15 protein-coding genes are annotated in these 24,521 nt (G+C 70.8%); 8 read left to right on the top strand and 7 right to left on the bottom strand.

The window, feature by feature from the left end:
- Positions 1-93: 93 nt before the first annotated feature.
- Complete coding sequence (locus ACFP1K_RS27910; protein WP_380758696.1) at positions 94-1,719, top strand: excalibur calcium-binding domain-containing protein; 1,626 nt, start codon at positions 94-96, stop codon at positions 1,717-1,719.
- On the opposite strand, the gene ACFP1K_RS27905 is transcribed toward ACFP1K_RS27910, so the two are convergent.
- Complete coding sequence (locus ACFP1K_RS27905) at positions 1,720-3,960, bottom strand: xanthine dehydrogenase family protein molybdopterin-binding subunit (RefSeq protein WP_380758695.1); 2,241 nt, start codon at positions 3,958-3,960, stop codon at positions 1,720-1,722.
- Between the two features lie 117 nt (positions 3,961-4,077).
- Between ACFP1K_RS27905 and ACFP1K_RS27900 the strand changes: the two genes are divergently transcribed.
- The 5 genes from ACFP1K_RS27900 (at position 4,078) to ACFP1K_RS27880 (ending at position 11,636) form a co-directional block, all read left to right on the top strand.
- A complete protein-coding gene (locus tag ACFP1K_RS27900) occupies positions 4,078-5,688 on the top strand; it encodes a PucR family transcriptional regulator (RefSeq protein WP_380758693.1) in 1,611 nt (536 codons plus the stop codon).
- 194 nt (positions 5,689-5,882) lie between these two features.
- Positions 5,883-7,178, top strand: a complete 1,296-nt coding sequence (locus ACFP1K_RS27895) for a helix-turn-helix domain-containing protein (protein WP_380758691.1) — start codon at positions 5,883-5,885, stop codon at positions 7,176-7,178.
- A gap of 1,027 nt (positions 7,179-8,205) precedes the next feature.
- Positions 8,206-8,796, top strand: a complete 591-nt coding sequence (locus ACFP1K_RS27890) for a copper resistance CopC family protein (protein WP_380758689.1) — start codon at positions 8,206-8,208, stop codon at positions 8,794-8,796.
- Between the two features lie 178 nt (positions 8,797-8,974).
- Positions 8,975-10,984 carry a cytochrome c oxidase assembly protein gene (locus ACFP1K_RS27885; RefSeq protein ID WP_380758686.1) on the top strand — a complete coding sequence of 670 codons (2,010 nt, stop codon included), beginning with the start codon at positions 8,975-8,977 and terminating at the stop codon, positions 10,982-10,984.
- 256 nt (positions 10,985-11,240) lie between these two features.
- Positions 11,241-11,636, top strand: coding sequence for a sensor histidine kinase (locus ACFP1K_RS27880; RefSeq protein WP_380758684.1), 396 nt, complete (start codon positions 11,241-11,243; stop codon positions 11,634-11,636).
- Between the two features lie 591 nt (positions 11,637-12,227).
- Here ACFP1K_RS27880 and ACFP1K_RS27875 read toward each other — a convergent pair.
- The 4 genes from ACFP1K_RS27875 to ACFP1K_RS27860 are packed head-to-tail and all read right to left on the bottom strand — an operon-like array spanning position 12,228 to position 16,802.
- Positions 12,228-15,140 carry an ABC transporter substrate-binding protein gene (locus tag ACFP1K_RS27875; RefSeq protein WP_380758682.1) on the bottom strand — a complete coding sequence of 971 codons (2,913 nt, stop codon included), beginning with the start codon at positions 15,138-15,140 and terminating at the stop codon, positions 12,228-12,230.
- A 60-nt stretch (positions 15,141-15,200) separates the two neighbouring features.
- Positions 15,201-15,707 (bottom strand): GNAT family N-acetyltransferase, encoded by a 507-nt coding sequence (locus ACFP1K_RS27870; protein WP_380758680.1) that lies wholly within the window; start codon positions 15,705-15,707, stop codon positions 15,201-15,203.
- A 40-nt stretch (positions 15,708-15,747) separates the two neighbouring features.
- Entirely contained in the window at positions 15,748-15,993 is a 246-nt protein-coding gene (locus tag ACFP1K_RS27865; RefSeq protein ID WP_380758678.1) for a DUF397 domain-containing protein, read from the bottom strand.
- Positions 15,984-16,802, bottom strand: coding sequence for a helix-turn-helix domain-containing protein (locus ACFP1K_RS27860; RefSeq protein ID WP_380758675.1), 819 nt, complete (start codon positions 16,800-16,802; stop codon positions 15,984-15,986). The genes ACFP1K_RS27865 and ACFP1K_RS27860 overlap by 10 nt, the downstream gene beginning before the upstream one ends.
- Before the next feature lie 464 nt (positions 16,803-17,266).
- Between ACFP1K_RS27860 and ACFP1K_RS27855 the strand changes: the two genes are divergently transcribed.
- The gene (locus tag ACFP1K_RS27855) at positions 17,267-18,262 is read left to right on the top strand and encodes a helix-turn-helix transcriptional regulator (protein WP_380758673.1); all 996 of its coding nucleotides are present in this window, start codon (positions 17,267-17,269) and stop codon (positions 18,260-18,262) included.
- A 273-nt stretch (positions 18,263-18,535) separates the two neighbouring features.
- Positions 18,536-19,042 carry a hypothetical protein gene (locus ACFP1K_RS27850; RefSeq protein ID WP_380758671.1) on the top strand — a complete coding sequence of 169 codons (507 nt, stop codon included), beginning with the start codon at positions 18,536-18,538 and terminating at the stop codon, positions 19,040-19,042.
- 55 nt (positions 19,043-19,097) lie between these two features.
- On the opposite strand, the gene ACFP1K_RS27845 is transcribed toward ACFP1K_RS27850, so the two are convergent.
- On the bottom strand, positions 19,098-21,758 hold the full coding sequence (locus ACFP1K_RS27845) for a WD40 repeat domain-containing protein (protein ID WP_380758669.1): 2,661 nt from the start codon (positions 21,756-21,758) through the stop codon (positions 19,098-19,100).
- Positions 21,755-24,439 (bottom strand): metallophosphoesterase, encoded by a 2,685-nt coding sequence (locus tag ACFP1K_RS27840; RefSeq protein ID WP_380758667.1) that lies wholly within the window; start codon positions 24,437-24,439, stop codon positions 21,755-21,757. The genes ACFP1K_RS27845 and ACFP1K_RS27840 overlap by 4 nt, the downstream gene beginning before the upstream one ends.
- Positions 24,440-24,521 lie beyond the last annotated feature (82 nt).

The following is a 24,521-nucleotide window of genomic DNA, read 5'->3' as shown; positions in this document are numbered from 1 at the left end:
TCTGTTCCGGCGGTTAGCCCGATCACATGACTCCTCGATAGGCTCGCCCGAGCGATAACGGTCACAGGGGTGAGGATGCGTAACCATCCGTCGGTGCACGGTCACGATGACCTGCCACGCGGGCAGGGCGACCCGGACGGGCCGTCCAGCGTGTTCGACGACCCCGATTTCCTCTGGGACCCCCCGACCGACCCCGAGCCCCTCGGCGGCGGCACCTCCGGCGACCGCCCGTCCGATCTCGAGCCCTTCGGGAACGGCGCCTCCTGGGACCGTCCGGCCGACCCCGGGCCCTCCTGGGACCGCCCGGCCGACCCCGCGCCGCCGGCGGCTGGCGCCTCCTGGGACCGTCCGGCCGATCTCGCGCCGCTCACGGGCGGCGCCTCCTGGGACCGTCCGGCAGATCCCGCGCCGCTCGCGGCCGCCTCCTGGGACCGTACGGACCCGGACGGCGAGGGCGATACGAAGCTGTACGGCGGGGGCTCTGGCTGGGACCGTCCGGGAGGGCCGGGGGATCCGTACGGACCCGACCGGCCGGGTGGGCTGGGCGATCCGGAGGAGCTGTCCGGCCCGGGAGGGCCGGGCACGCCGGAGGGGCCGTCCGGGCCCGACGGGCCGGGAGGGCCGCCGCCGGGGCCGGGGGAGCCCGGGGCCGCCGGGCCGCCCGCGGGACCGCCCGGGCCGCCGCGCGCGGCGCGGTCGACGACGATCGCGCTGGTGGCGGCGCTGGTGGTCGTGGTTCTGGTCACCGGGGTGCTCGGCACGATCGCCGTGCTGATGACCCGCCAGCCGGACGTGCCGCTCGGCGCCAAGCCGCCGCGCCGCCTGACCACCACCATCCACTTCGCCCCCGTGACCGGCGTGCGGGCCGCCCCCTGCCCCGGGGCCGAGGCCGTGCTGGACGACGCGGGCACCACGTGCTACCAGGTCGCGCCCGGGGTCACCGTCACCTCCGTGCTCAAGGTCGAGGCGATCCCCGAGCCGGACCAGACCTACGCCGTCCGCATCGTGCTGGCCCCCGAGAGCCGGGACCGCCTCGCCGACCTGACCAAGGACGCCCTGGAGCAGCAGCTCGCCGTCGTGGTGACCGACCGCGTGGTCGCCGCCCCCCGGGTCGCCCAGCAGGTGACGGTGGACAGCCTCAGCATCTCCGGCCTCTCCAAGGAACAGGCCGACGCCATGGTCGCCCGCCTCCTCGGCACCGGCCCCTCCCCGGCGGCCTCCGCCTCCGGCGGCCCCGTCTCCCCGGTCCCCACCGCCGCGCCCACCTGCCCGCCCGCGAGCGCCTCCCAGCCCGGCGCCCCCGTCTCACCAGGCGTGCCCGGCACCGGCGACTGCCCCTCGGTGGGCGCCCCCTCCACGGGCCCCTCCGTGACGCCTCCCCCCACCGGCCCGTCCACGAGCGGTTCCGCCGGCGCTCCGTCCAACGGCCCCGGCGCGGGCGGCGCCGTCCCTCTGACGCCCCCCTCCACGACCCCTTCCACCCCGGTCGGCCGCACCGCCCCCGCCGCCCGCACCCCCGCCGCCCGCACCCCCGGCGCGACGACGTCCGCCCGCCCCACGAGCGTCTCGACCCGCAAACCCGACCCCCGCTTCGCGAGCTGCAAACAGGCCAACGCCGCCGGCTACGGCCCGTACACCAAGGGCCTGCACGCCGAATACGCCTGGTACGTCGACGGCGACCAGGACGGCGTCGCCTGCGAGCGCGGCGACCTCACCTGATCAGGCGTCCGGCAGGGCGATGTCCGACGGCCGGATGGGGATCCGGGTGAGGGGAAGACTGGTGGCGGCCCGCACGGCGGCGGCGATGGCCGGGGTCGAGGACAGGGTGGGGGGTTCCCCGGCGCCGCGGAGGCCGTACGGCGCGTCCGGGTCGGGGTTCTCCAGGATGGAGATGGTCATGGGCGGCATGTCGAGGATGGTGGGGATCAGGTAGTCGGTGAACGACGGGTTGAGCATGCGCCCGTCGCGGACCTGGATCTCCTCCATCAGGGCCAGCCCGAGGCCCTGCGCGGTGCCGCCGTGGATCTGCCCCTCCAGCGCCATGGGGTTGAGGATCTTCCCGACGTCCTGGACGGCGGACAGCTCGACGACCTTGACCAGGCCGAGGTCCACGTCGACGTCCACGACGGCGCGGTGCACGCACAGGGCGAGCTGGGTGTGGGAGTCCCCCTGCCCGGTGACCGGGTCCATGGGGTACGTGGGCCGGTGGCGGTACTCGCGGGTCTCCTCGACGGGCCCGGAGAGCTCCAGCAGGTCGGCCAGCGGCACGCCGGGACGCTCGGCGCGCAGGTCGTCCAGGCGCTCGCGCACGGCCAGGCAGGCCTCGCGGACGGCGCCGCCGGTGACGTAGGACTGGCGGGAGGCGGAGGTGGAGCCCGCGGAGCCGACCGTGGTGTCGGCGGGCGCGACGGTCACCCGCTCGACGCCGAGCTCGGTGCGCGCGATCTGCGCCTGCACCATCACCAGGCCCTGTCCCACCTCGGCGGCGGCGGTGTGCACCAGCACGTGCGGCTCGCCGCCGAGCACCTCGATCTTCACCCGCGCGGTGGAGTGGTCGTCGAACCCCTCCGAGTAGCAGATGTTCTTGATCCCGACGCCGTACCCGATGCCGCGCCGCACCCCCTCGCCGTGCGTGGTCTGCGCCACCCCGCCGGGCATCGACCGCAGGTCCGTCGCCGCCTCGCCGGCGGGCAGCGGCATGGCGGCCAGCTCGCGCAGCATCCCGGCCAGCGGCGCGGGCGACTCGATGACCTGCCCGGTCGCCAGCCGCGACCCCTGGGACACCGCGTTGCGCACCCGGATCTCCACCGGGTCCAGCCCGCACGCCTCGGCCAGCCGGTCCATCTGCGACTCGTAGGCGTAGCAGGCCTGCACCGCCCCGAAGCCGCGCATCGCGCCGCACGGCGGGTTGTTGCTGTACGTCCCGTACGCGTCGATCTCGACGTTCGGCACCTCGTACGGCCCCACGCCGAGCGACGCGGCGTTGCCGACCACCGCGGGGGAGGAAGAGCAGTACGCCCCGCCGTCCAGCACGATCTCGGCCTTCACGTACACCAGCCGCCCGTCCCGGGTGGCGCCGTGCTCGTACCGCATCCACGCGGGATGCCGGTGCACGTGCCCGTAGAACGACTCCTGGCGGCCGTACACGAACTTGACGGGCCGCCCGGTGCGCAATGCCAGCAGGCACGCGTGCACCTGCATCGAGAGGTCCTCACGGGCGCCGAACGCGCCGCCCACCCCGGCCAGGGTGAGCCGCACCTTGCCGGGGGGCAGCCCGAGGCAGGGGGCGATCTGCTCCCGGTCGACGTGCAGCCACTGCGTCGCGACGTACAGGTCGACGCCGCCGTCCTCGGCGGGCACCGCGAGCCCCGACTCGGGCCCGAGGAACGCCTGGTCCTGCATGCCGACCTCGTACTCGCCGCGCACCACCACGTCGGCGGTGAACTCGCCGCCCACCCGCACCGGCTGGTGCCGCACGATGTTCCCGCCGGGGTGCACCTCGGGACAGGCCGCGTCGAACACGGCCCGGCGCGCGTCGGTGACCGGCTCGCGCTCCTCGTACTCGACCACGATCACCGCCGCGGCGCGCCGCGCGGTCTCCGGGTGGTCGGCGGCGACGATGGCGACCGGCTCTCCCTGGTAGCGCACCTGGTCGACGGCGAGCACCGGCTGGTCCTTGCGGTCCAGGCCGTAGAAGCGCTCGCCCGGCACGTCCTCGTGGGTGAGCACGGCGTACACGCCCGGCATGGCCAGCGCGGGCCCGATGTCGACGGACCTGATCCACGCCGAGGGGTGCGGGCTGCGCAGCGTGGCGCCCCACAACATGTCGGCGAGGTACAGGTCGGAGGAGTAGGCGAACTCGCCGGTGACCTTCAGGGTGCCGTCCGGGCGGGGCGCGCTCTCCCCGAGGCCCTGGCCGCTCGGCCTGGTCCGGCTCTGGCCGCTCGCGGTTTGGCTCACCTCGGCAGTACATCAGCCCCTCGGCGGGGCGGCCTATTGACCCAGCCGCGAAACGCCGCGCCCCCCGGCGGCGGCCGGTTGTAGGTTCGTCCAAAGAACCCCGTCTAGCCTGTGTATGTGCGGATACGTGAGCTGCTGGCGACCGAGGGACTGGGTGCCGTCACCCTGCTGACGGGCGAGGATCACCTGGACCGCCGGGTGACCGGCGTCTACGTCACCGACCTGCCCGATCCCGGCCGCTACCTGGCGGGCGGCGAGCTCGTGCTGACCGGCATGATGTGGCGCAGGGACCCCGGCGACTCCCTCCGCTTCGTCGAGATCCTCGCCAGGGCCGGGGTCGGCGCGCTCGCCGCGGGCCGGGCGTGGCTCGGGCACGTGCCGGACGACCTGGTCCAGGCGTGCCGCGAGCGCGATCTGCCGTTGCTGGACGTCCCCGAGGAGGTGTCGTTCCGCACGCTCGGCGACGTGGTGGAGACCCGCCTCGGCGGCGCGGACGCCGTCGACCTGCGCGGCGCGCTCGGCCGGCACCGCAGGATCGTCGCCGCGGTGGCCGAGGGCGCCGACCTGCACGAGCTGTGCGCGCTGATCGCCGGGGAGCTCGGCATGACCGGCGCGGTGATCTCGGCGGTTGGCACGGTCGTCGCGGGCGGCCTGGACGCCGAGACGGCGGCGCTGCTGGCCCGGGAGTACCTCGCCGCGACCCGGCTGCCCCACCTGGTGCGCACCCCGGGCGGTCCGTTCACGTTGTTCGCGGTGGACCGGGCGCACCGGGCGGCGGGGTGGGCGCTGGTGTGCGGGGCCGACCTGCTGGACCGGGCCGACACCGGGTACGAGCTGGCCGCGTGCGCGGCACTGGAGCGCAGCCGCCGCGAGGAGGGCCGCCGGGTGGAGCGGCGGCTGGCCGAGCAACTGATCGGCGCCGCCTCCTCGGGGACCGCCGACACCGCCGAGCTGGCCGCGCGCCTGCGCACGTGCGGGATCGATCCGGCCGAGCCGTACGCGGTGGTGACGGCGACCGTGCAGCGGCCCGGCGCCACCGACGGGCCCGATCCGGCGGTGCTGGGCGGGCGGGTGATCGAGGAGATGCTGGAGCGCCGGGTGGTCGCGGCGGCGGGAGCGGACGGGGCTGTAGCCCTCGTGCCATTGCGTACTCTGGGTACTGATGAGATCGTGCATTTGCAACATTCGGAGCTCGTGCATGTGCAAGAACGGAATCGCGTGCAGATGCAAGTGCAGCGTAGCGTGCGAGCGTTATCGGACCTGCTGACCGAGCGGGTGGCGACGCTCCAGGCGGGCCTGCCCGCCAGCAGGGTGTCGGTCGGCGTCAGTGCCGTCCTGACCGGCCCCGGAGCCATCCGCGGCGGTGCCGAGGAGGCGGGCCACGCCCGCCGTCTGGCCGAGGCACGTGGTGGGGGAGTGGTGACCAGCGACGAGATCTACACTCATGCTCTGTTGCTGGCCACCGTTCCCGACGATGTGCGGAGGTCATTCGCCAACCGGATCCTGGCTCCGCTGTTCGTCTACGACCGTCGCCACCAGTCAGAGCTGGTCCGCACCCTCGGGACCTTCCTGGACTCCGCTGGGTCCTGGAACATCTGCGCCGAGCGTTTGCACGTGCATGTGAACACAGTGCGGTACCGTATTCGACGCGTCGAGGAGTTGACCGGGCGTGATCTGTCCTCTATGGCGGACAGAGTGGATCTTTTCCTTGCATTACGGGCGAGTTGATTTGCTATGGATCAGCAGCAAAGCCAGTCCGCGCGCAGGTTCTGCGGCGATGACGCGGCGTTCGCGGACGTAACATTGCCAGCGAGGCCGAAGATGGCTGAGAAGGAAACAACTAGGGCACATAGTGCGAGGCGGCGGCGACGCATGATTGACTCCCGTCTGTCGCAGTCTTTCGGGGCTTACATCTTCAAGGGGTGCCGGTGAGCGGTCAAGATCTTATAGGCCAGCGAATCAAGACGATCCGCCGCCAACGCGGCCTTTCGCAAGCACAACTGGCACACCCTGAGTTGTCAGATAGTTATGTATCACTGATCGAGAGTGGGAAGCGAACCCCCACCGCGGCGGTGCTTGAACTACTGGCTGCGAAGCTCGAGTGCTCTCTAACGTATCTGATCAATGGCGTTACCGCCGAACAGATGCACGATCTTGAACTCGGGCTGAACTACGCGGGGATGGCCCTCGAAAACGGCGAGGTCACCGAGGCCAGGCGCAGGTACGCCGAGCTTCTCGAGGACGGAAGCCTGGCCGGCCTGGCCCCCCTGCGACAGAGGGCCGAGTACGGCTACGCGCTCGCCAGCGAGGCCTGCGGCGACCTCGACGAGGCGATCACGGTGCTGTCCCGTCTGCACGGAGCGGGCGACACGCTCGGTGGCGAACGGGCGGTGGCCGTGGCGGTCGCGCTGTCGCGCTGCTTCCGCGAGAGGGGCGACCTCGCGGCGGCCGTGCGCGTCGGCGAGGACGCACTCCTCGGCGCCGGGCGTCCCGCGTGGAACGACGACCTGGTGGAGCTGGGCGCGACGCTGCTCGGCGCGTACATCGTGCGCGGCGACCTGCTGCGGGCCCGCCAGTTCTCCGGCGAGCTGCTCAGCGCGGCCGAGATGCTCAACACCCCGCGCGCGACCGTGGCCGCCTGCTGGAACGCCGCCGTCGTGGCCGACCTCACCGGCCGCGGCGAGGAGGCGCTCAGCATGGCCGAGCGCGCCCTCGCGGTGCAGTCCGAGACCGGCGAGCCCCGCAACCTCGCCCGGCTGCGCATGGCGTACGCCCTGCTGCTGCTGCGCGTGCGCCCGGCCGAGGCCCTCACCTGCCGCGACCTGATGCTGCGCGCCGAGCGCGAACTGCGCGAGTCCTCGGCGGGCACCGTCGACCTCGCCCGGTGCGCGGTGGACCTCGCCAAGGCCGAGATCGCCCTGGGCGACCCCGGCAAGGCCGTCGAGTACGCCCGCCGCGGCCGCGACATGCTCGACGACCGCACCCCCGCCCTCCTGGCCGAGGCCCACCTGGTCCTCGGCAACGCCCTGCTCCTCTTCCAGCAGAGCGAGGAGGCCTCCGCCGAGCTCGCCGCCGTAGAACACATGCTGGTCAACGCCCCCCCGTCCCGCAAGGCCGCCGAAGGCTGGCTGACCGCCGCCACAGCCCTGGAACGCCTGGGCGAAGAAGAAGCCAGCGAAGTCGCCTACCGCAGAGCCCTGGCCTGCGCCGGCCTCTAACCCCACAACGCCCCCACACCCTCGACCGCGCTCCCAGGGCGGCCCCTGGGTCACGGGGCCCGCCCCCCCCGTGACCCACCGCCCCCGGGACGGTGGGTCACCCACCACCCCCCGTGACCCACCGCCCCTGAACGGTGGGTCACCATCGCCCCCGAACGCCCATCAGCCGTCCCCCGCCCGTCCACGGGCGTCCCCCCGCCCGCCTACGGGGGGCGTTCCCCCGCCGCCCACGGACATCCCGTCCGTCCACGGGCGATCCACTGCCCCTCCACCGCTTGTCCACGGGCGATCCATCGCCCCTCCACCGCCCGTCCCGGGGGCGCAACCGGCCGTCCACGGACGGCGCACGGACCGTTCCCCGCCTGCACGCACTTTTCCCGGCGCCGGTACGGCGGGACGTTGTACGGCGAACCCGGCGCCGCCTAGCGGCGGACAACCCGGCTGTCTGCGGGCGCCCGGTGAAACGGTCCTTGCGGTGGCGCGCTTCGCGCGAAGGCGCAAGGGCTGTGCTCATGCGGGGGACACCCCCGCACCCCCGGGCCTGCCGGGCTCATGGTGGGCCCCCTGTGATGTGGTGTCCCAGTTGAGTTGGGTGTGGCGCCGTACGGCGGCGCCGAGTTCGCCGCACAACGGTCCCGCCGCTCCGGCGCCGAAAGGACGATCGAGCCGGTTACGGAGGGATTGCGTACGCGCGGCGTAGGTGACGTTCCCCGGAGTGGTCGAGTCACGATGATCTTGCGCTCCCGACGTCGTCCCCTGGGGCCGTCTGCACCTCAGCCTCGTGCCGTGCCCCTGGCTGGCGTTTGCACCCCCGCCCCGTGCCCTCGTCGTCCGCAGGAATGGCCGTGCGTCGCGGGGCCGGTTCGCGGACCGGCTTACCCTTCCGGGGTCTCCCGGTGTCCATGGATGGGCAACGTGTGGTGGGCCCGGTTCGCGGACCTCTTGTCCTCACGGCGTTCCCCGGCCGTCTGCGGGCGGGCAACGCGTGGTGGGGACCGGGCGTGGTGGTGAGTAGCCTTAAGGGGTTATGAGGACTTCCCCGCTCGCCGCCGTGCTCGCGCTGCTGGTCGCCGCCGTTCTCGGCACGGCGTTCGCGGCCCCTGCGCTGGCGCACACGGCCCTGAAGAGCAGCGACCCGAAGAAGGGCGCGACGGTCGGGACACTGGACTCGGTGAAGCTGACCTTCACGGAATCCGTGAAATTTCCAGTGGTCTTGGTGCGCGACGCGGGGGGCAAGGCGTACCACGAGGGCAAGCCGAAGGCCGACGGGCCGGTGATCACTCAGAAAGTCGCGGGCTCGTTGCCGTCGGGGAAGTACACCATCGCCTGGCGCGTCGTCTCCAGTGACGGCCACCCGGTGGAGGGCGAGATCCCCTTCACGGTCCGCGCCCCGGAGCCGAGCCCGTCGCCGACCGACACGGCGACCGCCGCCGCTCCCGAGGCCACCCCGGCGCCCCCCACCGCCGCCCCCTCCACCGCCCCGTCCGAGGTGACCGCCGCCCCGGTCGCCGACTCCAGCGAGCAGCGTGGCGGCATCCCCGCCTGGGTCTGGATCGTGGTCTTCGGCATCGCGGGCATCGGCATCGGTCTCGCGTTCAGCATGCGGAAGAAGACATGACCCACCCCTCGCCCCCGGCCTCCCTCCCCCCCGGCCCGCGTAACCCCCACCCAGCCCGGCCTCTCGCCTTCGTGGCGCCCACGGGGCGTCACCCCCGCGTGGCCCGGGCCCACGACTTTTCGCCGACCGGTCCGATTTTCGCGCCGACCGGCACCGCCACCGGCCCGGAGGCGCGGCCATGAGCAAGACCCTCCGGCTGGCGATCGCCGGCGCCTGCGTCGCGGCCGGAGCGCTCGCCGTGGCGTTGATCTTCGGGGGCGCCGCGACGCCGCGGATCATTCCCGGCCTGCCGGACGAGGGCACGCTCACCCGATGGGCGCTGCCGCTGTCCAAGCTGGCCATGGACGCCGCGGGCGTGCTGACCGTCGGCATGCTCCTCATGGCCTCTGCGCTGCTGCCGAACGACAAGGGGCTGCTCGGCAAGACGGCCCTCACCTACACCAGGGCCGCGTCCTGGGGCGGCCTGATCTGGGCGGCGGCCGGCGCCTCCACCCTGGTGTTCAGCCTGTCGGAGACGCTCGGCCTCCCCGTCGCCGAGGTGCTCGGCGGCGACGAGCTCACCAGCTACGCCAGCCAGGTCTCCCAGGGCATTTCCCTGACCCTCGTCGTGCTGTTCGGCACGGCGATCGCGCTGTTCAGCCGGGGCGCCATCACGGCCGGGGCCGCCGCAGGCCTGCTGCTGCTCGCCCTGGCCACCATGCTGCCCCCCGCGCTCACCGGCCACTCCAGCTCATCGCCCAACCACGGCCTGGCCACCACCGGCGTCGCCCTGCACCTGCTGGTGCTGGCGGTGTGGGTGGGCGGCCTGCTGGTGCTGTGCGCGCACGGCCTGCGCGGCGGCCCGGACCTCGGCGTCGCCGCCCAGCGCTTCTCCCGCGCCGCCACCTGGTGCTTCGTCGGGGTGGGCCTGTCGGGCCTGTTCAGCGCCCTCGCCCGGCTCACCGCGCTCAGCGAGCTCGTCACCAGCTCCTACGGCCTCATCATGCTCGCGAAGATCGTCGCGTTCGCCGGCCTCGGCGTGTTCGGCTGGCGGCACCGCGGCCGCACGCTGCCCGAGCTGTCGGCCGGGCGGTCCGGCGCCTTCGTCCGGCTGGCCATGGGCGAGGGCCTGGTCATGCTGGTCGCCGTCGGCCTGGCCGTCGGGCTGTCCCGCACCGCCCCGCCGCCGCTGGACCTGCCGGTGGACCGCGCCTTCGAGCTGCTCGGCTACCTCATCCCGCCGCCCGTGTCGGTCGTCAACCTGCTGACCCTGTGGTGGTTCGACCTGTTCTTCGCGGCCCTGGCCGCGGTGCTGGCCGGCCTGTACGGTGCCGCCGTGGTGCGGCTGGCCCGCCGCGGGGACCACTGGCCGGTCGGCCGCACCGTCAGCTGGGGCATCGGCGTTCTCCTGCTGTTGCTCGTCACCCAGACCGGCGTGGCGCGCTACGCCCCGGTGCTGTTCAGCGTGCACATGGCCGAGCACATGGTGCTGTCCATGATCGTGCCCATCTTCCTGGTGCTCGGCGCCCCGGTGACCATCGCCCTGCGGGCCCTCAAGCCCGCCGTCCGGCGCGGCGACCGCGGCCCGCGCGAGTGGCTGATCACCATCCTGCACAGCCGCGCGGCCAAGGTGATCACCCACCCGGCCATCGCCACCGCGATCTTCATCACCTCGACCTACGCGCTGTACTTCACCGGTCTGTTCGGCGCCGCGATGGAGGAGCACCTCGGCCACATCGCGATGACCCTCCACTTCCTGGTCAGCGGGTCCCTGTTCTTCTGGGTGATCATCGGGGTGGACCCCGCCCCCACCAAGCTGCCGTACGTCGGCCGCCTGCTCCTGCTGTTCGTCACGATGCCGTTCCACGCGTTCTTCGGCATCGCCCTGATGAACATGGGCACGGTGATCGCCGCCGACTGGTACGACCAGCTCGGCCGCACCTGGGGCGCGTCCACGCTCTCCGACCAGCGCACCGGCGGCGCCATCGCCTGGGCCTTCGGCGAGATCCCCACCCTCATCGTGCTGATCGCGCTTGCGTTCCAGTGGTACCGCGACGACAACCGCAAGGCCCGCGTCGCCGACCGCCGCGCCGACGCCCGCGCCGCCAAGGAGGGCGGCACCGGGGACGCCGAGCTGGACGCCTACAACGACTACCTCGCCCGGCTGGACCGCGGCGACCGCAAGCTGGACCGGGCCGACCAGGAATAGACTCTCGCGCCATCGTCACTCAGCGCACCGGAAGGTACCCGCGGGTAGCGTGGCAGGTGGCCGTGGCGGGCATAACCACTCTGGACGGGACTCAACCGGTCCTTCCCGGGTGGATGCCTCGTCTGCGCCAAACCAATCTCAATCGCTCGTTGAGCGCGCACCGGTAGCGTCGACCGTGGTTCCGCGAACCAGGGGGGACGCGGTGGGGCCGGGGTCACGTCGCCTGGAGCGGTGCTCCCAGGAGGGTTGGGGGACTTTGTACGAAGAGTTGCGCATGCGCGGCCGCCGCGGCCTGTCGCAGGCGATCGAGGACTACCTGACGGAATGGTCGGAGCGCACCGGCATCACCGTCGAGGTCTGGGCCCTGCCCGCCGACCGGGTGACCGGCCCCGTCGCCGACGCCGTCTACGCCGTCGTCCAGGAAGCCCTGACCAACGTGGAGCAGCACAGCGGCGCCCACACCCTCTCCATCGCCCTCACCACCGGCCGCTCCGGCCTCAAACTCACCATCAGCGACAACGGCATAGGTTTCTCCCCCGGCCGCACCGGCCGCGGCATAGACACCATGAAACGCCGCTTCAGCGAAGTAGGCGGCACCCTGACCGTAAACAGCGTCGTAGGCGAAGGCACCACCGTAACCGGCCACATCTAACCCAGCCGCCACCCTCCGCCGTCCCGCGCCACGAGCTATCCACCCCCTCCACCCCACCCACGGACCCCCACCCACGGACCCCCGCCCCACCCACGGACCCGCCCCGTCCACACGCATCTCCGTCTCCGGCTTTCCGCCACGTGCTTTCGCCACGTGCTTTCGCCACGTGCTTTCGCCACGTGCTTTCGCCAGGTGCTTTCGCCAGGTGCTTTCGCCAGGTGCTTTCGCCACAGACTTCCCGGCGCCGGTACGGCGGGACGTTGTACGGCGAACCCGGCGCCGCCTGACGGCGGACAACCCGGCTGTCCGCGGGCGCCCGGTGAAATGGTCCTTGCGGTGGCGCGCTTCGCGCGAAGGCGCAAGGGCTGCTCTCATACGGGGGACACCCCCGCGCCCCCGGGCCCGCCGGGCTCATGGTCTCTCCCTGTGATGGGGTGTCCCGATGTAGTCGGGCGCCGTACGGCGGCGCCGAGTTCGCCGTACAACGTCCCGCCGCTCCGGCGCCGAAGAGACGGCCCAGGTGGTGGCCGGCGGGGGCGGGTGGCGTCCTGCTGAGTCGCGTCGAACCGATGCTTCCGCGACGCGCCGGGGTCAGGTTCCGCAGGTGGCGCTCAGAGGTTGCTGGGCGTACAGGCGGCCGCAGTGGCGGACTACGACCTGGCGGCCGTTGGGGTCTACGGTGACCAGGAGGATGGGGCGGTCGACGGCGTGGCGGGTGTCGGGGGCGCCGTGGAGTTTGATCAGGCCGCTGGCGCCGTCGACCTCGCCGAGGTTCTCCAGGGCCAGCAGGACGCCGCCACGGTCGACCACGCCGGGCTCGCCGTCCACGGACGCGGAGCCGCCTTGGCCGCCGTACGCGGACTGGGCGGCGCGCATCAGGGTCTCGGCGGCGTCGTAGGCCTGTACGGCGTAGGCGTCGGACGGGAGGTCGGTCCTGGGCAGGTTCTTCATGTCCAGGGAGGTGACCAGGCTCTCCAGCTCCGTGTAGAAGTTGGGGGTGAACTGGCTCGGCACGGCCGTCCACGCGCTCGGCGCCGCCAGGGCCACGTACACCACCCGGACCCGGTTGTTGCGGCCCAGCTGGGGGGCGTTGTCGTTGACGTACTGGGTGATGTCGTCGTTGGCCATCACGGTGAGCTGGTGGCACTGGGACTTGCCGATCGCCTCGATGAACGCCCCGAACTGCCCGGAACGCCCGGCGTAGTACGCCAGGTCGGGCCGCTCGGCGGCCGAGCACACCTCGGCGACCTTCTGCTCCAGTTCCGCCGCGTTCGCGTACCCGACGGTCGTCGCGCCGTCGCCGAACGCCTTGACGAACCGCGCCCCGAGGTCCTTGCCGAACAGGTCGGTGATCATGAGGTCGGTGAAGACCGCCGCCCTTTTCGCGGGCGCGATGGCTTGGCTGGGCGTGCCGAGCCGGGCCCAGCGCGCCGCCGTGACGGCCAGTTCGCTGTTGGGCGGCGCCAGCGGGAAGTACGACGGGATGAACCCGCCGCCCGCCCTCGACCCGAGATCGTCGAACGTCGCGGTGGTGCCGACCACCGGCAGGGCCTTGCGGCTGAGGATCCGCAGCGCGTTCTGCACCTGCTGCCGGCTCTCGCCGAGCCCCACCACGCCGACGATGGTCGGGTCCTCGGTGACCCGCCGCAGCACCGCCCGCGCCACGTCCTCGGCGTACCGGAAGTCGGCGCCGGCGTTGGCGACCAGGACCCGCATCTGGAGCTTGCTGCCGTCGCCGCTGTTCTGGATCAGCTGCCGCTGCCGCACCGCGAGCCCGGCCAGCTCTCCGTGGATGTCGGTGAGCGCGTCCTCGACGCCCGCCTGGTTGGTGAGCTTGCCGAAGTAGACCACCGTCGAGTACGGCTTGCCCGAGTCGACGACGGTGCGGTTGGCGGCGTCGATCGCGGTGAGCACCTTGGCCAGCCGTGGCGTGTAGGCGAAGTCGCCGTACCCCAGGCCGATGCACTCGCCGGTGGGCGCCCGCCAGATGGACGGCGCGCAGTTGGTCGTCGCGGAGGACACCACCCGCACCAGGGAGAGCGCGAGCAGCGCCACCACCGTCAGCAGCGGCAGCAGCGGGTGGGCGAGCAGCGGGCGCCGCCGCCCCCGCACCGGCACGTTGAGCTTCTCCAGCAGCGGGGCGTCCCTGGCCTCCATGTCGACGCGGATCAGCCGGTGGGAGCCGAGCGCCCGGTCCCTGTCCAGCTCGGCGCGCCACTGCTCCCACAGCTCCTCGGTGCGCTCGGGCCGCCCGGCCAGCACCGGCACGCCGCCGACGGACGGCCGGCCGGGGGGCAGCGCCGGGCGGGCGGGCGAGCCGGTGACCACGACCAGCAGCGGGTCGGGCTGGCGCGTCCCGGCCCGCACCTCCTCGATCAGCGTGACCAGGCGGGTGCCGCCGCCGCTCACCAGCAGCACCGGGTAGGAGGTCCGCGCCCAGGCGACCCGGCGCCAGAACTTCCACAGGCTGCGCGCGTACCCCTGCCGCAGGTCGTGCAGGAAGGCGTTCACCAGCAGATGCTCGATGCCCTGCACGGCGAGCAGGGCCTCCTGCCGCTTGCGCTCCTCGGCCGAGTCGCCGTCGTCGGGGCCGGTGATTGGGACGACCGCCCGCGCCGCGGGGTCGGCGGGCGTGGCCCCGAGGCCGGCCTCCAGCGCCGGCAGGGTGAGGGCGCGGCGCCGGGCCTGGATCACCCGCACCGCGAACCTCGTGAACTCGGTGGGCTGGTTGCGGCGCTGCCCCGGCATCAGGTACGGCTGGTGGCAGAACCACTTGTACCGGCGCCGCCCGGCCCAGCTGCGCGACAGCAGCAGCACATGGAGCGCTCCGAAGACGGGGCCGGCCACGATGGCGCAGATGCCGAGCACGGTGGAGAGCTGGTCGGCCGCGGTGGCGCTGAGCACCGCCGTGGCGGCGGCCCACGCGGGCAGCGGCCCCTCGGCGTACGCGCGCACGTTGGCCCAGAAGTTGCGGCGGTCCTGGGGGTTGCCCGCCCGGACCTGCCTGCGCCGCTGCCGTACGGCCCGCTTGACGCCGTCGTGCAGCCGGTCGGGCTCGTCGTCGGAGATCTGCAGGTCCAGCAGCCACAGGACCTGCGCCAGCAGCGGGAAGCGCAGGTGCGCCTCGCCGCGCGGCGCGATGGAGGCCAGGTCGCGGCTGGCCTCGCGTAACCGTGCCATCAGGTCGGCGTACGGCGCGCTCCGTTCCACGGGCGGCGGCGCGGCGGCCTCGGGGTCGGGAGCCGGCCCGAGGTGGGCGAACGGCGTGCCGTCGCACCGTTCCTCCAGCGCCTGTGTCACCGCCGCGGTCGCCGTGTACGGCCCGGTCACCCACAACACCGGCACCGGCACGTCGCCGCTGCGCCAGGTGGGACGGATACGGATCTGGTCGAACACCCGCAGGAACTCGCGCACGCCTTCGTAGGAGCGCCGGTAGCTCTCCTCGGGGTCACCGGGGCGCGGGACCTCCTCGGAGAACGGGGGGGACGGGGGGATCGATTTCACGTGGATCTCCTCCCGAAGCGGGTGACGCTCCGATACCGGCGCTTACCAAGCTAAGGCGTTTCAAAGATCGCGGCGCATGCAGACACGCGGCCATCGATCCAGCCCCAGCTCTGCCTCCCGCCTGCGCCGCGCCCGAAGCCCGGGCGTCAGCTCCGCGTCGTCCAGCCCCCAGAACCCGCACCGCTCGTAGTACGGCGCGTTCCACGGCACCCGCGTGAACGTGATGAGCGTGAGCGCCGGCATCCCCGCGGCCTTGGCGTGGTCGGCCGCGTGCTCGATGAGCGCCCGCCCGAGGCGGCGCCGCGCCGCCGCCGGATGCACCGACACCTGTTCCAGGTGGAGGTTCCCGTCGACCTCCTCCGCGATGAGGTACGCGACCGGCCGGTCGTCCTCGTCCACCGAAACCCAGGCCCGCCCCGCCCGCTGGTACGCCGCCAGCACGGCGATGGCGTACGGCTCGTCGTCGGCGACCGGTCCCATCCCGAACCCCCGGAAGACCTCCCCGGAGGCCCGCTCGATCTCCTGGAGCAGGGGGAGTTCCTCCGCACCGGCCACTCGAATGCTCATCGGGTCATTGTCGTCGCCCCACCTGCTCATGAACAGTGTTTTACCCGGTGGCGTCCCGCCGTCCCACCCGTCCGGCGATCTTGCGGGTGAAGATGAAACACCCCACCTTCAGGTCGTCCAGGAACTGCGACCATCCGGCCGGGCTGGTGACCAGGACGGTCGCCGCCGGGCGCTTGGAATCGCGCACCGCGACCACCCCCGCGAGGTTGCTCGCCACCTCCACGCAGTGCCCTCCCGTGTCCCCGCTGAACTTTGATTTGTGCCAATGCGCCGTACTTAAATCCATTTGTCGGCAAGTTCCTTGATTAATTTGAGCGACAGGGACTGTGGAAGTGCCTCCGCTCGGATGGCGTCGTACCGGGCGGTGAGCAATGCGATCACGCATCGGTCCGTCACCGTCCGCCCCTCGGGTATTGAATCCACATATACCGTATAAGGCGCGCCACGCTGTTCAGCTATAACGAATGCGGCAAGTAATCCCGGCGTCGCTTCCGCCTCAAAAGGGACTATTTGGATGGTCACCTTGGGATGCCGGGAGATTTCCAGAAGATATTCCAATTGCTCGCGCATCACCCGCGGCCCCCCGATCGGCCGCCGCAGCACCCCTTCGTCGATGATGCTGAGGATGGCCGGCGGGTTCTCCTGGCACAGCAGATTCTTGCGCTGCATCCGCCCGTAGACCCGCTCCTCGACCTCCTCGGCCGTGATCCCCGGCGCCCGCTCGAACACCCTGCGCGCGTACGCCTCGGTCTGGAACATGCCCGGCACCAGCAGCGGATCCCAGACCTGCAGCGCCGACGCCCGCCGCTCCTCCAGTGTCCAGTTGCGGAAGTGCTCGGGCACCGGCGGCGGGGGCGGCCATCCTTCCAGGTGAAGAGTGGTGAAGAGGCTTTCCAGCCCGAACGCCCGGTCGCAGCGCCGCGCGAAGTCGTCGCTCGGCGTGCGCTTGAGATTCTCGACCGCGCCGATCAGGCTCCCGGAGAAGCCGATGCGCCGCCCGAGCTGCCCCTGGGTGAGCTTGGCCAGCAGCCGGTGACGTTGCAGCTCGTAGGCGAAGCGGGCGCGCGCGGAGTCCTCTGGGTCGATCTTCGTCATGTGCGGCATGCCCACTCCCGCGTCGTGCGGGGAGGCGGCCGTCGAGTGGCCCGCCCACGCTGGCGTGACTCCCCGATGTGGTCGGACGGCTACCCAACGTAGTGGATCGCGGCGACCGGGCGACGGCGAAACCCACGGTCCTGCCCCGCATCGGGGCCGGTGAATCGTTCCATAAAGTCCCGGGCGGCTTGACTGGGGATTTTCGCCGCCCGTCAACGCGTCGCCGGCGCCGCCGGAGCCGCCACGCCGTCCGGGGTCCGATCTCTCTATAACCAACTCGCATCGGCGCAGGTGGTGACGCCGCTCGCCGCCTTTGCGCAGGCCGGAGGCCGTTCGCACCCGGTGGGAATGATCTCTAAACGGCACCAAATCCGGAGAAATAGGTGACGAGGTGCACTCTTGTCAGTAAAGCTCGCTGGTGAGCCCGGTTCGGGCTCGATACCGCAGACTCAATGGAGGGCTGAGTGTCCGTTTCCCGTCCGAGCACCGGGTTCTCCCCCGACACCGCCACCGCGCTGGGCCAGGCGGACCGGGGAATCCGCAGCCGTATGGGCAACCACCACGCCCTGTTCGACTATTGGCGCTTCGCGATGAGCACCCTCTGCTCGGTGAACGCGTTCTACGTGGGCTTCTACCGCGAGGGCCGGAAAATCGTCTATCCGTACACCTTCGACGACACGCTGCCCACCGAGAAGTACATCTGGCCGGAGGTCTTCCCCTACGGGCCCAAAGGCCAGGCCGCGTGGATTCTCCAGCACCGCCGGCCGTATCTGTTCTCCATGGACGGCGGCCTGCTGCTGCGCAACGGCGTGGCGTTCGGCGACGAGAGGCGCATGTCCGCCGACGCCGTCACCATCCCCATCTTCGACACCCCCGCCCCCGGCTCGGCGGTCATCGGCGTCGCGTCCATCCAGACGTACAAGCCCCACTCCTACACCGACGAGCACGTGAGGGCGTTCGAGTGGACGGCCCACTCGGTGGCCACCGTCCTGTCCCGCGAGCGCGAGGACGACCTGAACCGCGCCGAGCTGGCCGTCCCCGACCTCACGTCCGAGTCCGAGCGCCTGTCCGTCGTCGAGGTCGTCCAGGACGTGTCGGAGTCCCTGCGGGAACTGCACCGGGGCATCTGCCGCATCGAGGAGTCCGTCCCGGTCACCCAGCCCGAGCTGGCCCGCATGGTCACCGCCCTGCGCCAACGCTGTGAGCAGTTCCAGACCGAGACCATGGACATCATCGCCCGCCCCACGGTCCACGCCGAGACGCTGCTCAACTCCCTGTCGTCCAAGGAGCGAGAGATCGCCCTGCTCATCGCCCGCGGCGGCATGACCAACAAGGAGATCGCGGCCCAGGTATTCGTCACCGAGTCCACTATCAAAGGCCACGTCTCCAGAATTCTCCGCAAACTCGGTGTGGAACAACGTTCGGGCATAGCCACCAAGCTCGCCGAATTCACCGAGTAGCCTCCCGCGCGGTGAGGCCTGCTGTGGCCCGCGCTATGTCACCCGGGGTTCATGGGCGTTCATCCCGCGACACAGGTAGTACTTAGTACTGCCCCCCGCCGCCAAAAACCCGCCTAGGACGGCCCAGCTCCGGCCAATCAATCCCTATATCGTCCTATTGTCATAAGGGAGGGATTTGTCGGTACCTGGCGGCTTTCTGGCCGTCACGTCGGACCGACGTGCGAGATGGCCGGGGGGAGGCCGTCCGGGTACGGACGCGAGAAGGAGTCTGGCATGGAAGCCGTTACCATCGCCATCCTCGCGGCAGCGCTGTTCTCCGCAGTGGCATTCGGCCGGATGAACCGGAGGGGGAGCCTCGCACAGGCCCCGGTCTCCGCCGAATTCCCACTGCCCCCGGAAACCGCAGCCGAGATCGCCAGCCAGTCCGCACTAACCACAAGGGAGAAACTCACACGCGACCCAGTCCCCGTAACCCGCACCCAGGCCGGCCTCCACGTGGAGATCGCCTGCCCCGCGGGAGTAATGACCTTCGACATCATCGGCCTCCCAGGAGCCTCCCACTGCCGTGTGACCGCCCGCGCGGGCGACCTCACGCAGATCGGGCTACCTGACATCGGCGGCATCGGCACACCGTCCAGCGACGTCCTCCACCTACGGGTGGGGATGCCGCGGAACGCGGCGAAGCTGATCCGGCGCCGTCATCGGGTGTTCCAGGCGCTGACCGTGGCGTCGTCCCGGAACGCGGCGTATGACGACGTGCCTTGGGCCGCGCACGTGTGACCTGAGCGTTCATCCGGTCCCGGGTACGGGCCTCGTGCTGGTGCCCGGGGCTGTTTTATTTGTCGCTTGGGGCCGGGGTCGGCTCGATAGGCAGTCGTTCCACGGTGTAGCCGTCGAGTTCACCTGGTTCGAACCTGCACGTGCCTGACACCCACCAGAAGCGACCGGCACTGTCTCCGTGCAGGCGATAGCGGTCTGTTCCGTAGATCGCCGCCCACCCCTCGGCTGGTAGGCCGATCAGGATGGTGTCCTTGCAGCGGCTGTTATGTATATCGGTTAGCGCGCCCAGTCGGACAAGTCGTGTGGTGCCATCACCGCTTGCGGTGGTTAGGTGGGTGCCGTCGGGGGAGTAGGCCAGGGCGTTAACCGTGTCGGTGTGGCCGGTGAGGGTGTGGAGCAGGGTGCCGGTGGCCGGGTCCCAGATCCGTGCAGTGCGGTCGTTGCTTGCGGTGGTCAGTTGGGTGCCGTCGCCGGAGTAGGCCAAGGCGAGGACCCAGTCGGTGTGGCCGGTGAGGGTGTGGAGCAGGGTGCCGGTGGCCGGGTCCCAGATCCGTGCGGTGCCATCACCACTTGCGGTGGTCAGTTGGGTGCCGTCGGGGGAGTAGGCCAGGGCGTTAACCGTGCTGTTGTGGCCGGTGAGGGTGTGGAGCAGGGTGCCGGTGGCCGGGTCCCAGATCCGTGCGGTGCCATCACCACTTGCGGTGGCCAGTTGGGTGCCGTCGGGGGAGTAGGCCAGGGCGTTAACCGTGCTGTTGTGGCCGGTGAGGGTGTGGAGCAGGGTGCCGGTGGCCGGCTCCCAGATCCGTGCGGTGCGGTCGTTGCTTGTGGTGGTCAGTTGGGTGCCGTCGGGGGAGTAGGCCAAGGCGAGGACCCAGTCGTTGTGGCCGGTGAGGGTGTGGAGCAGGGTGCCGGTGGCCGGGTCCCAGATCCGTGCGGTGCGGTCGTTGCTTGTGGTGGTCAGTTGGGTGCCGTCGGGGGAGTAGGCCAGGGCGCGGACCGTGCTGTTGTGGCCGGTGAGGGTGTGGAGCAGGGTGCCGGTGGCCGGGTCCCAGATCCGTGCGGTGCGGTCGTTGTTTGTGGTGGTCAGTTGGGTGCCGTCGGGGGAGTAGGCCAGGGCGCGGATCGTGCTGTTGTGGCCGGTGAGGGTGTGGAGCAGGGTGCCGGTGGCCGGGTCCCAGATCCGTGCGGTGCGGTCGTTGTTTGTGGTGGTCAGTTGGGTGCCGTCGGGGGAGTAGGTCAGGGCGTTAACCGTGTCGGTGTGGCCGGTGAGGGTGTGGAGCAGGGTGCCGGTGGCCGGGTCCCAGATCCGTGCGGTGCTGTCGTCGCTTGCGGTGGTCAGTTGGGTGCCGTCGGGGGAGAAGGTCAGGGCGCGGATCGTGCCGGTGTGGCCGGTGAGGGTGTGGAGCAGGGTGCCGGTGGCCGGGTCCCAGATCCGTGCGGTGCCATCACCACTTGCGGTGGCCAGTTGGGTGCCGTCGGGGGAGAAGGTCAGGGCGCGGATCGTGCTGTTGTGGCCGGTGAGGGTGTGGAGCAGGGTGCCGGTGGCCGGGTCCCAGATCCGTGCGGTGCCATCACCACTTGCGGTGGCCAGTTGGGTGCCGTCGGGGGAGAAGGTCAGGGCGTTAACCGTGTCGGTGTGGCCGGTGAGGGTGTGGAGCAGGGTGCCGGTGGCCGGGTCCCAGATCCGTGCGGTGCTGTCGTCGCTTGCGGTGGTCAGTTGGGTGCCGTCGGGGGAGTAGGTCAGGGCGTTAACCGTGTCGGTGTGGCCGGTGAGGGTGTGGAGCAGGGTGCCGGTGGCCGGGTCCCAGATCCGTGCGGTGCTGTCGTCGCTTGCGGTGGTCAGTTGGGTGCCGTCGGGGGAGTAGGCCAGGGCGCGGACCCAGTTGGTGTGGCCGGTGAGGGTGTGGAGCAGGGTGCCGGTGGCCGGGTCCCAGATCCGTGCGGTGCTGTCGTCGCTTGCGGTGGTCAGTTGGGTGCCGTCGGGGGAGTAGGTCAGGGCGTTAACCGTGTCGGTGTGGCCGGTGAGGGTGTGGAGCAGGGTGCCGGTGGCCGGGTCCCAGATCCGTGCGGTGCTGTCGTCGCTTGCGGTGGTCAGTTGGGTGCCGTCGGGGGAGTAGGCCAGGGCGCGGACCCGGTTGGTGTGGCCGGTGAGGGTGTGGAGCAGGGTGCCGGTGGCCGGGTCCAGGAGCTGGGGATAGTTGCCGCTGGCAACGGCGATTTGATTCTGCAGAGGATGCCAGGCGACCTCCCAATAGGCACTGGCGCCCGGCTGGATTTGGAGGCGTGGTCTCGGGTCTGGCAGCGCGGTGCCCCAGCCGGTTGTCGCAGAGGGGGCCGTGGTCTGGGCGGCGGTGAGTTTGGCTCGATGCCAGGTAGTACCGGCGAGCGTGCAATCTCGTAGATCGGCGCCGATCAGGGAGGCGCCGGTGAGGTCGGCGCCGGTGAGGTCGGCGCCGGTGAGTTTCGCGCTAATGAGGTTCGCGCCGGCGAGCCGGGCGTTCGACAGGTTGGCATTGGTCAGTATGACCTCGGCCAGACGTGCGCCGGTGAGATCCGCGCCGCGGAAGTCCGCTCCGGCCAGGTTCTCCTTGGGGGCGAACACCTCGCCGCGAAGGTTTTCCCCCGCATAGTTCAGCAGGCGGGTGTCGAGGGCGAGTCCATGCTTTTGGAAGTCACGCAGCAGCGCGCGGGCGTTCCGCTTGCGCCAGTCGCTCATTCCTCCCCCAGGCCGTCCTCGGTGGTGGTGTCGGACCCCCCTGGATCGCCGACACGGGCGACCCAGGCGGCGGCGAGGCCGGGCTCGATGTCGCGCAGGAAACGGATGGTCAAGCCCGTGAGCTCCGCCTCCCCGAGTACCTCGTCGCCGCTTCCGGCACGGAGCAGTACGGCCAGGCGGCTGGCGAGGAGGTACTCCCAGACCGATTGGTGGGCGAACTTCCACTGCCGGTCGTCCACTCGGAGCAGTGTCCGGCTGCCGGCGATCTGGGCGGCCTGGTCGACGGTCAACCTGAGCCGAGGGAGGTCGATGACGTCTCGGGCGGCCTGCTGAAGCGCGGCCTCGGTGACGTCCCGTTCCCCTGCCCGCCAGATCCGCAGGGCGATCTCCTCAAGCAGTTCCCTGCGCTTCTGGGGAGAGATGTTGCTGTCGCTCAGGGGATCGATCCGCAGCGCCTCTTCACCGAGCCAGCGGGTGACCAGCCGGTTGTAGAGGTCAGCGGCTGTCACCATCCCCTGTCCGGCGGCAGACCTGATCTCCGTCAGGCTCAGATCCTCCACGATGAAGGACAACATCCGGGGAGTTCTGGCGAGTTCCGGGAGGTTGTCCACGGCACCGAGCGCGGCCATCCAGTCGTAGGCCGATGTGCTCGGATTCGGATCATTCCTCAGGTCGAAGTACCGGATGAGGAAGGCTCGCTGCTGTTCCTCGTCGAAGGCTTCCAGCAGGTAGACCTGGCCATGGTGGATCGTCCGGAGGCTGTCGAAGAGCTTGCTCGTGACCTGCTCGGTGCTGCGGAAGTGGCTCGGGCGGGTGGTGAGGAGGATCTTCGCGCGGCCATTCATGGCGTCCAGGAACGTGCGGAGCTGGGCGGCGGCGCTGTCGTAGCCGACCCGGACCGCGAACTCGTCGTAGCCGTCGATCAGCAGGGCCAGGGTGCCGGCTTCCAGGCTGTGCCGGAAATGTCGGAGGCGGAAGGTCGATCCGCTGGGGATCAACACGGCCGACACCATCTCGTCGAGGGTGTGGCGTTTGTCGCGGTCTCGAAGGTAGATCACGATTGGAGTGATGCCGAGCCGGTCATTCGCCAGCATCTGGTGCGCGAGTCGCCGGACCAGGAAGGACTTGCCGTACCCCGCGTCACCGAGGATCAGCACGAATCGGGCTTCCTCTTCCAGAAGCTCCATGAACACCTTGGCGAAGAGGTCGTCGTGGATCTCGGACTGAGTACCGCCCCACCTGTCGATGTCGCGGTAGCGCTGCGATTGGTAGAGCCGTTGCGGATACAACCGGTCCGTGGCCAGTTCACGCTGGAGCCACGCTCTGTACGCGCTCGCGTCGAGCAGATCGTTGTACTCGGTCCACGTCTTGACGCGGATCCCCTTCCGCAGCGCCTCGCCGCGTAGTGTGGGCTCGTCAGGGCCGCGATGGACCAGAATGAACTCGACGTTGCGGGGGCGCACCGGATCGAAGACCCGCTGGTCGAAGTCATCGAGGGTCGCGAAGTCCAGGCAGCCGTCCACGATGCCGATGTAGCACCAGGGTCTCCCGGGGCAACTGGTGATCAGATAGTGCAGTGGTGGATCTCCGAGCGTGCGCCGCTCGATCCACGCCTCGTCGCCGAGGTCTCGTCTTGTCGTCTGCTCGACCTGTACGGCGAACTCCCGAGACTGATCTGCCTTCTCCCTGAGCACATCCAGCCGGGCTTTGTCTTCACCTTGATGGGTGCTCGTGCGCCAGCTTTGGATCGGATACCCGATCGTCACCTTCGTCCGGCGTCCTTCGGGATCCGCTCGGACATCGGGCATCCACTCCCGTTTGCCGTCCCACTGCCGCGCCCAGCGAGTGACGGCCTGCGCCTGGACATGAAGGATCTGGTACTGGTTCGGAGTCTCTCCAGGACGCCAGTCCTCGGTGATGGCGGCGGATCCGGTCGCCAGCACCAGAGTGCCGTTCGGTAGGCGATCTTCCTTTCCCTCATGGGTGTGGCCGTGCAGGAGGAGGTCGACCTTTCCGTGCAGGATGGCGCTGAGGGCGTCCTCGTCCCGGAGGTTCTCGTTGTCGGCGACGGCCTTGCGGCGCGCGTTGTGGTGCAGCACGCCGATGCGCAGATCCCCGTCCAGCCTGCCGAGTTCGCCCGCGAACCAGCGGAGCTGCTGGTCTCCGCACCAGCCATAGTGGTCCTCGGCCCGGTGACTCTCCATGATCGTCGAGTTCATCGCCGCCACCGCGACCCTGAGGTCGTGGAACCGGTGCAGCCGGTATGGCCGCTCCTCGGTGAAGTCGGTCGGGCCGTGCAGTTCGGCCGCGAACTGCTGGTAGTTCGCCCACTTCTTGGCATAGGGCACTGCGGGCGGCATGTCGAGCGCTTCGCATTCGGCGAAGTAGACCTTGCTCCACGGCCAGCTCACGTCATGGTTGCCCGGGACGACCACCACACGCTCGCGGCCCAGCCCCGTCACCGTACAGATCTCGTCGATGAAGGCCAGTGCTTCACGGAACTCGTCCGGCCTTGCCCGCTCGGTGATGTCCCCCGAGAGGATCATGAGATCCGGCTTCGGCGCCTGCTCCTTGGAGTTCAGCCGTTCCAGGTCCCGAATGATATTCCGGGCCAGCGAATCCTCTGCCCCGAAACGGTGATACTGCCCGAATTGCGTATCCGAGACATGAAGGATTGTCACGCTTGGGGGGATATTTCCCGTTGGCACCGTTTTGCGTCCCACCTGACCGGCCGGTATTCCATCGAGAGGCTACTGTGATGGC

It is taken from the genome of Sphaerisporangium aureirubrum (assembly GCF_042658925.1).
GTDB classification, from domain to species: domain Bacteria; phylum Actinomycetota; class Actinomycetes; order Streptosporangiales; family Streptosporangiaceae; genus Sphaerisporangium; species Sphaerisporangium aureirubrum.
Note: the sequence above shows the minus strand (reverse complement) of the source record. Positions and strands in the feature narration are given on the sequence as shown.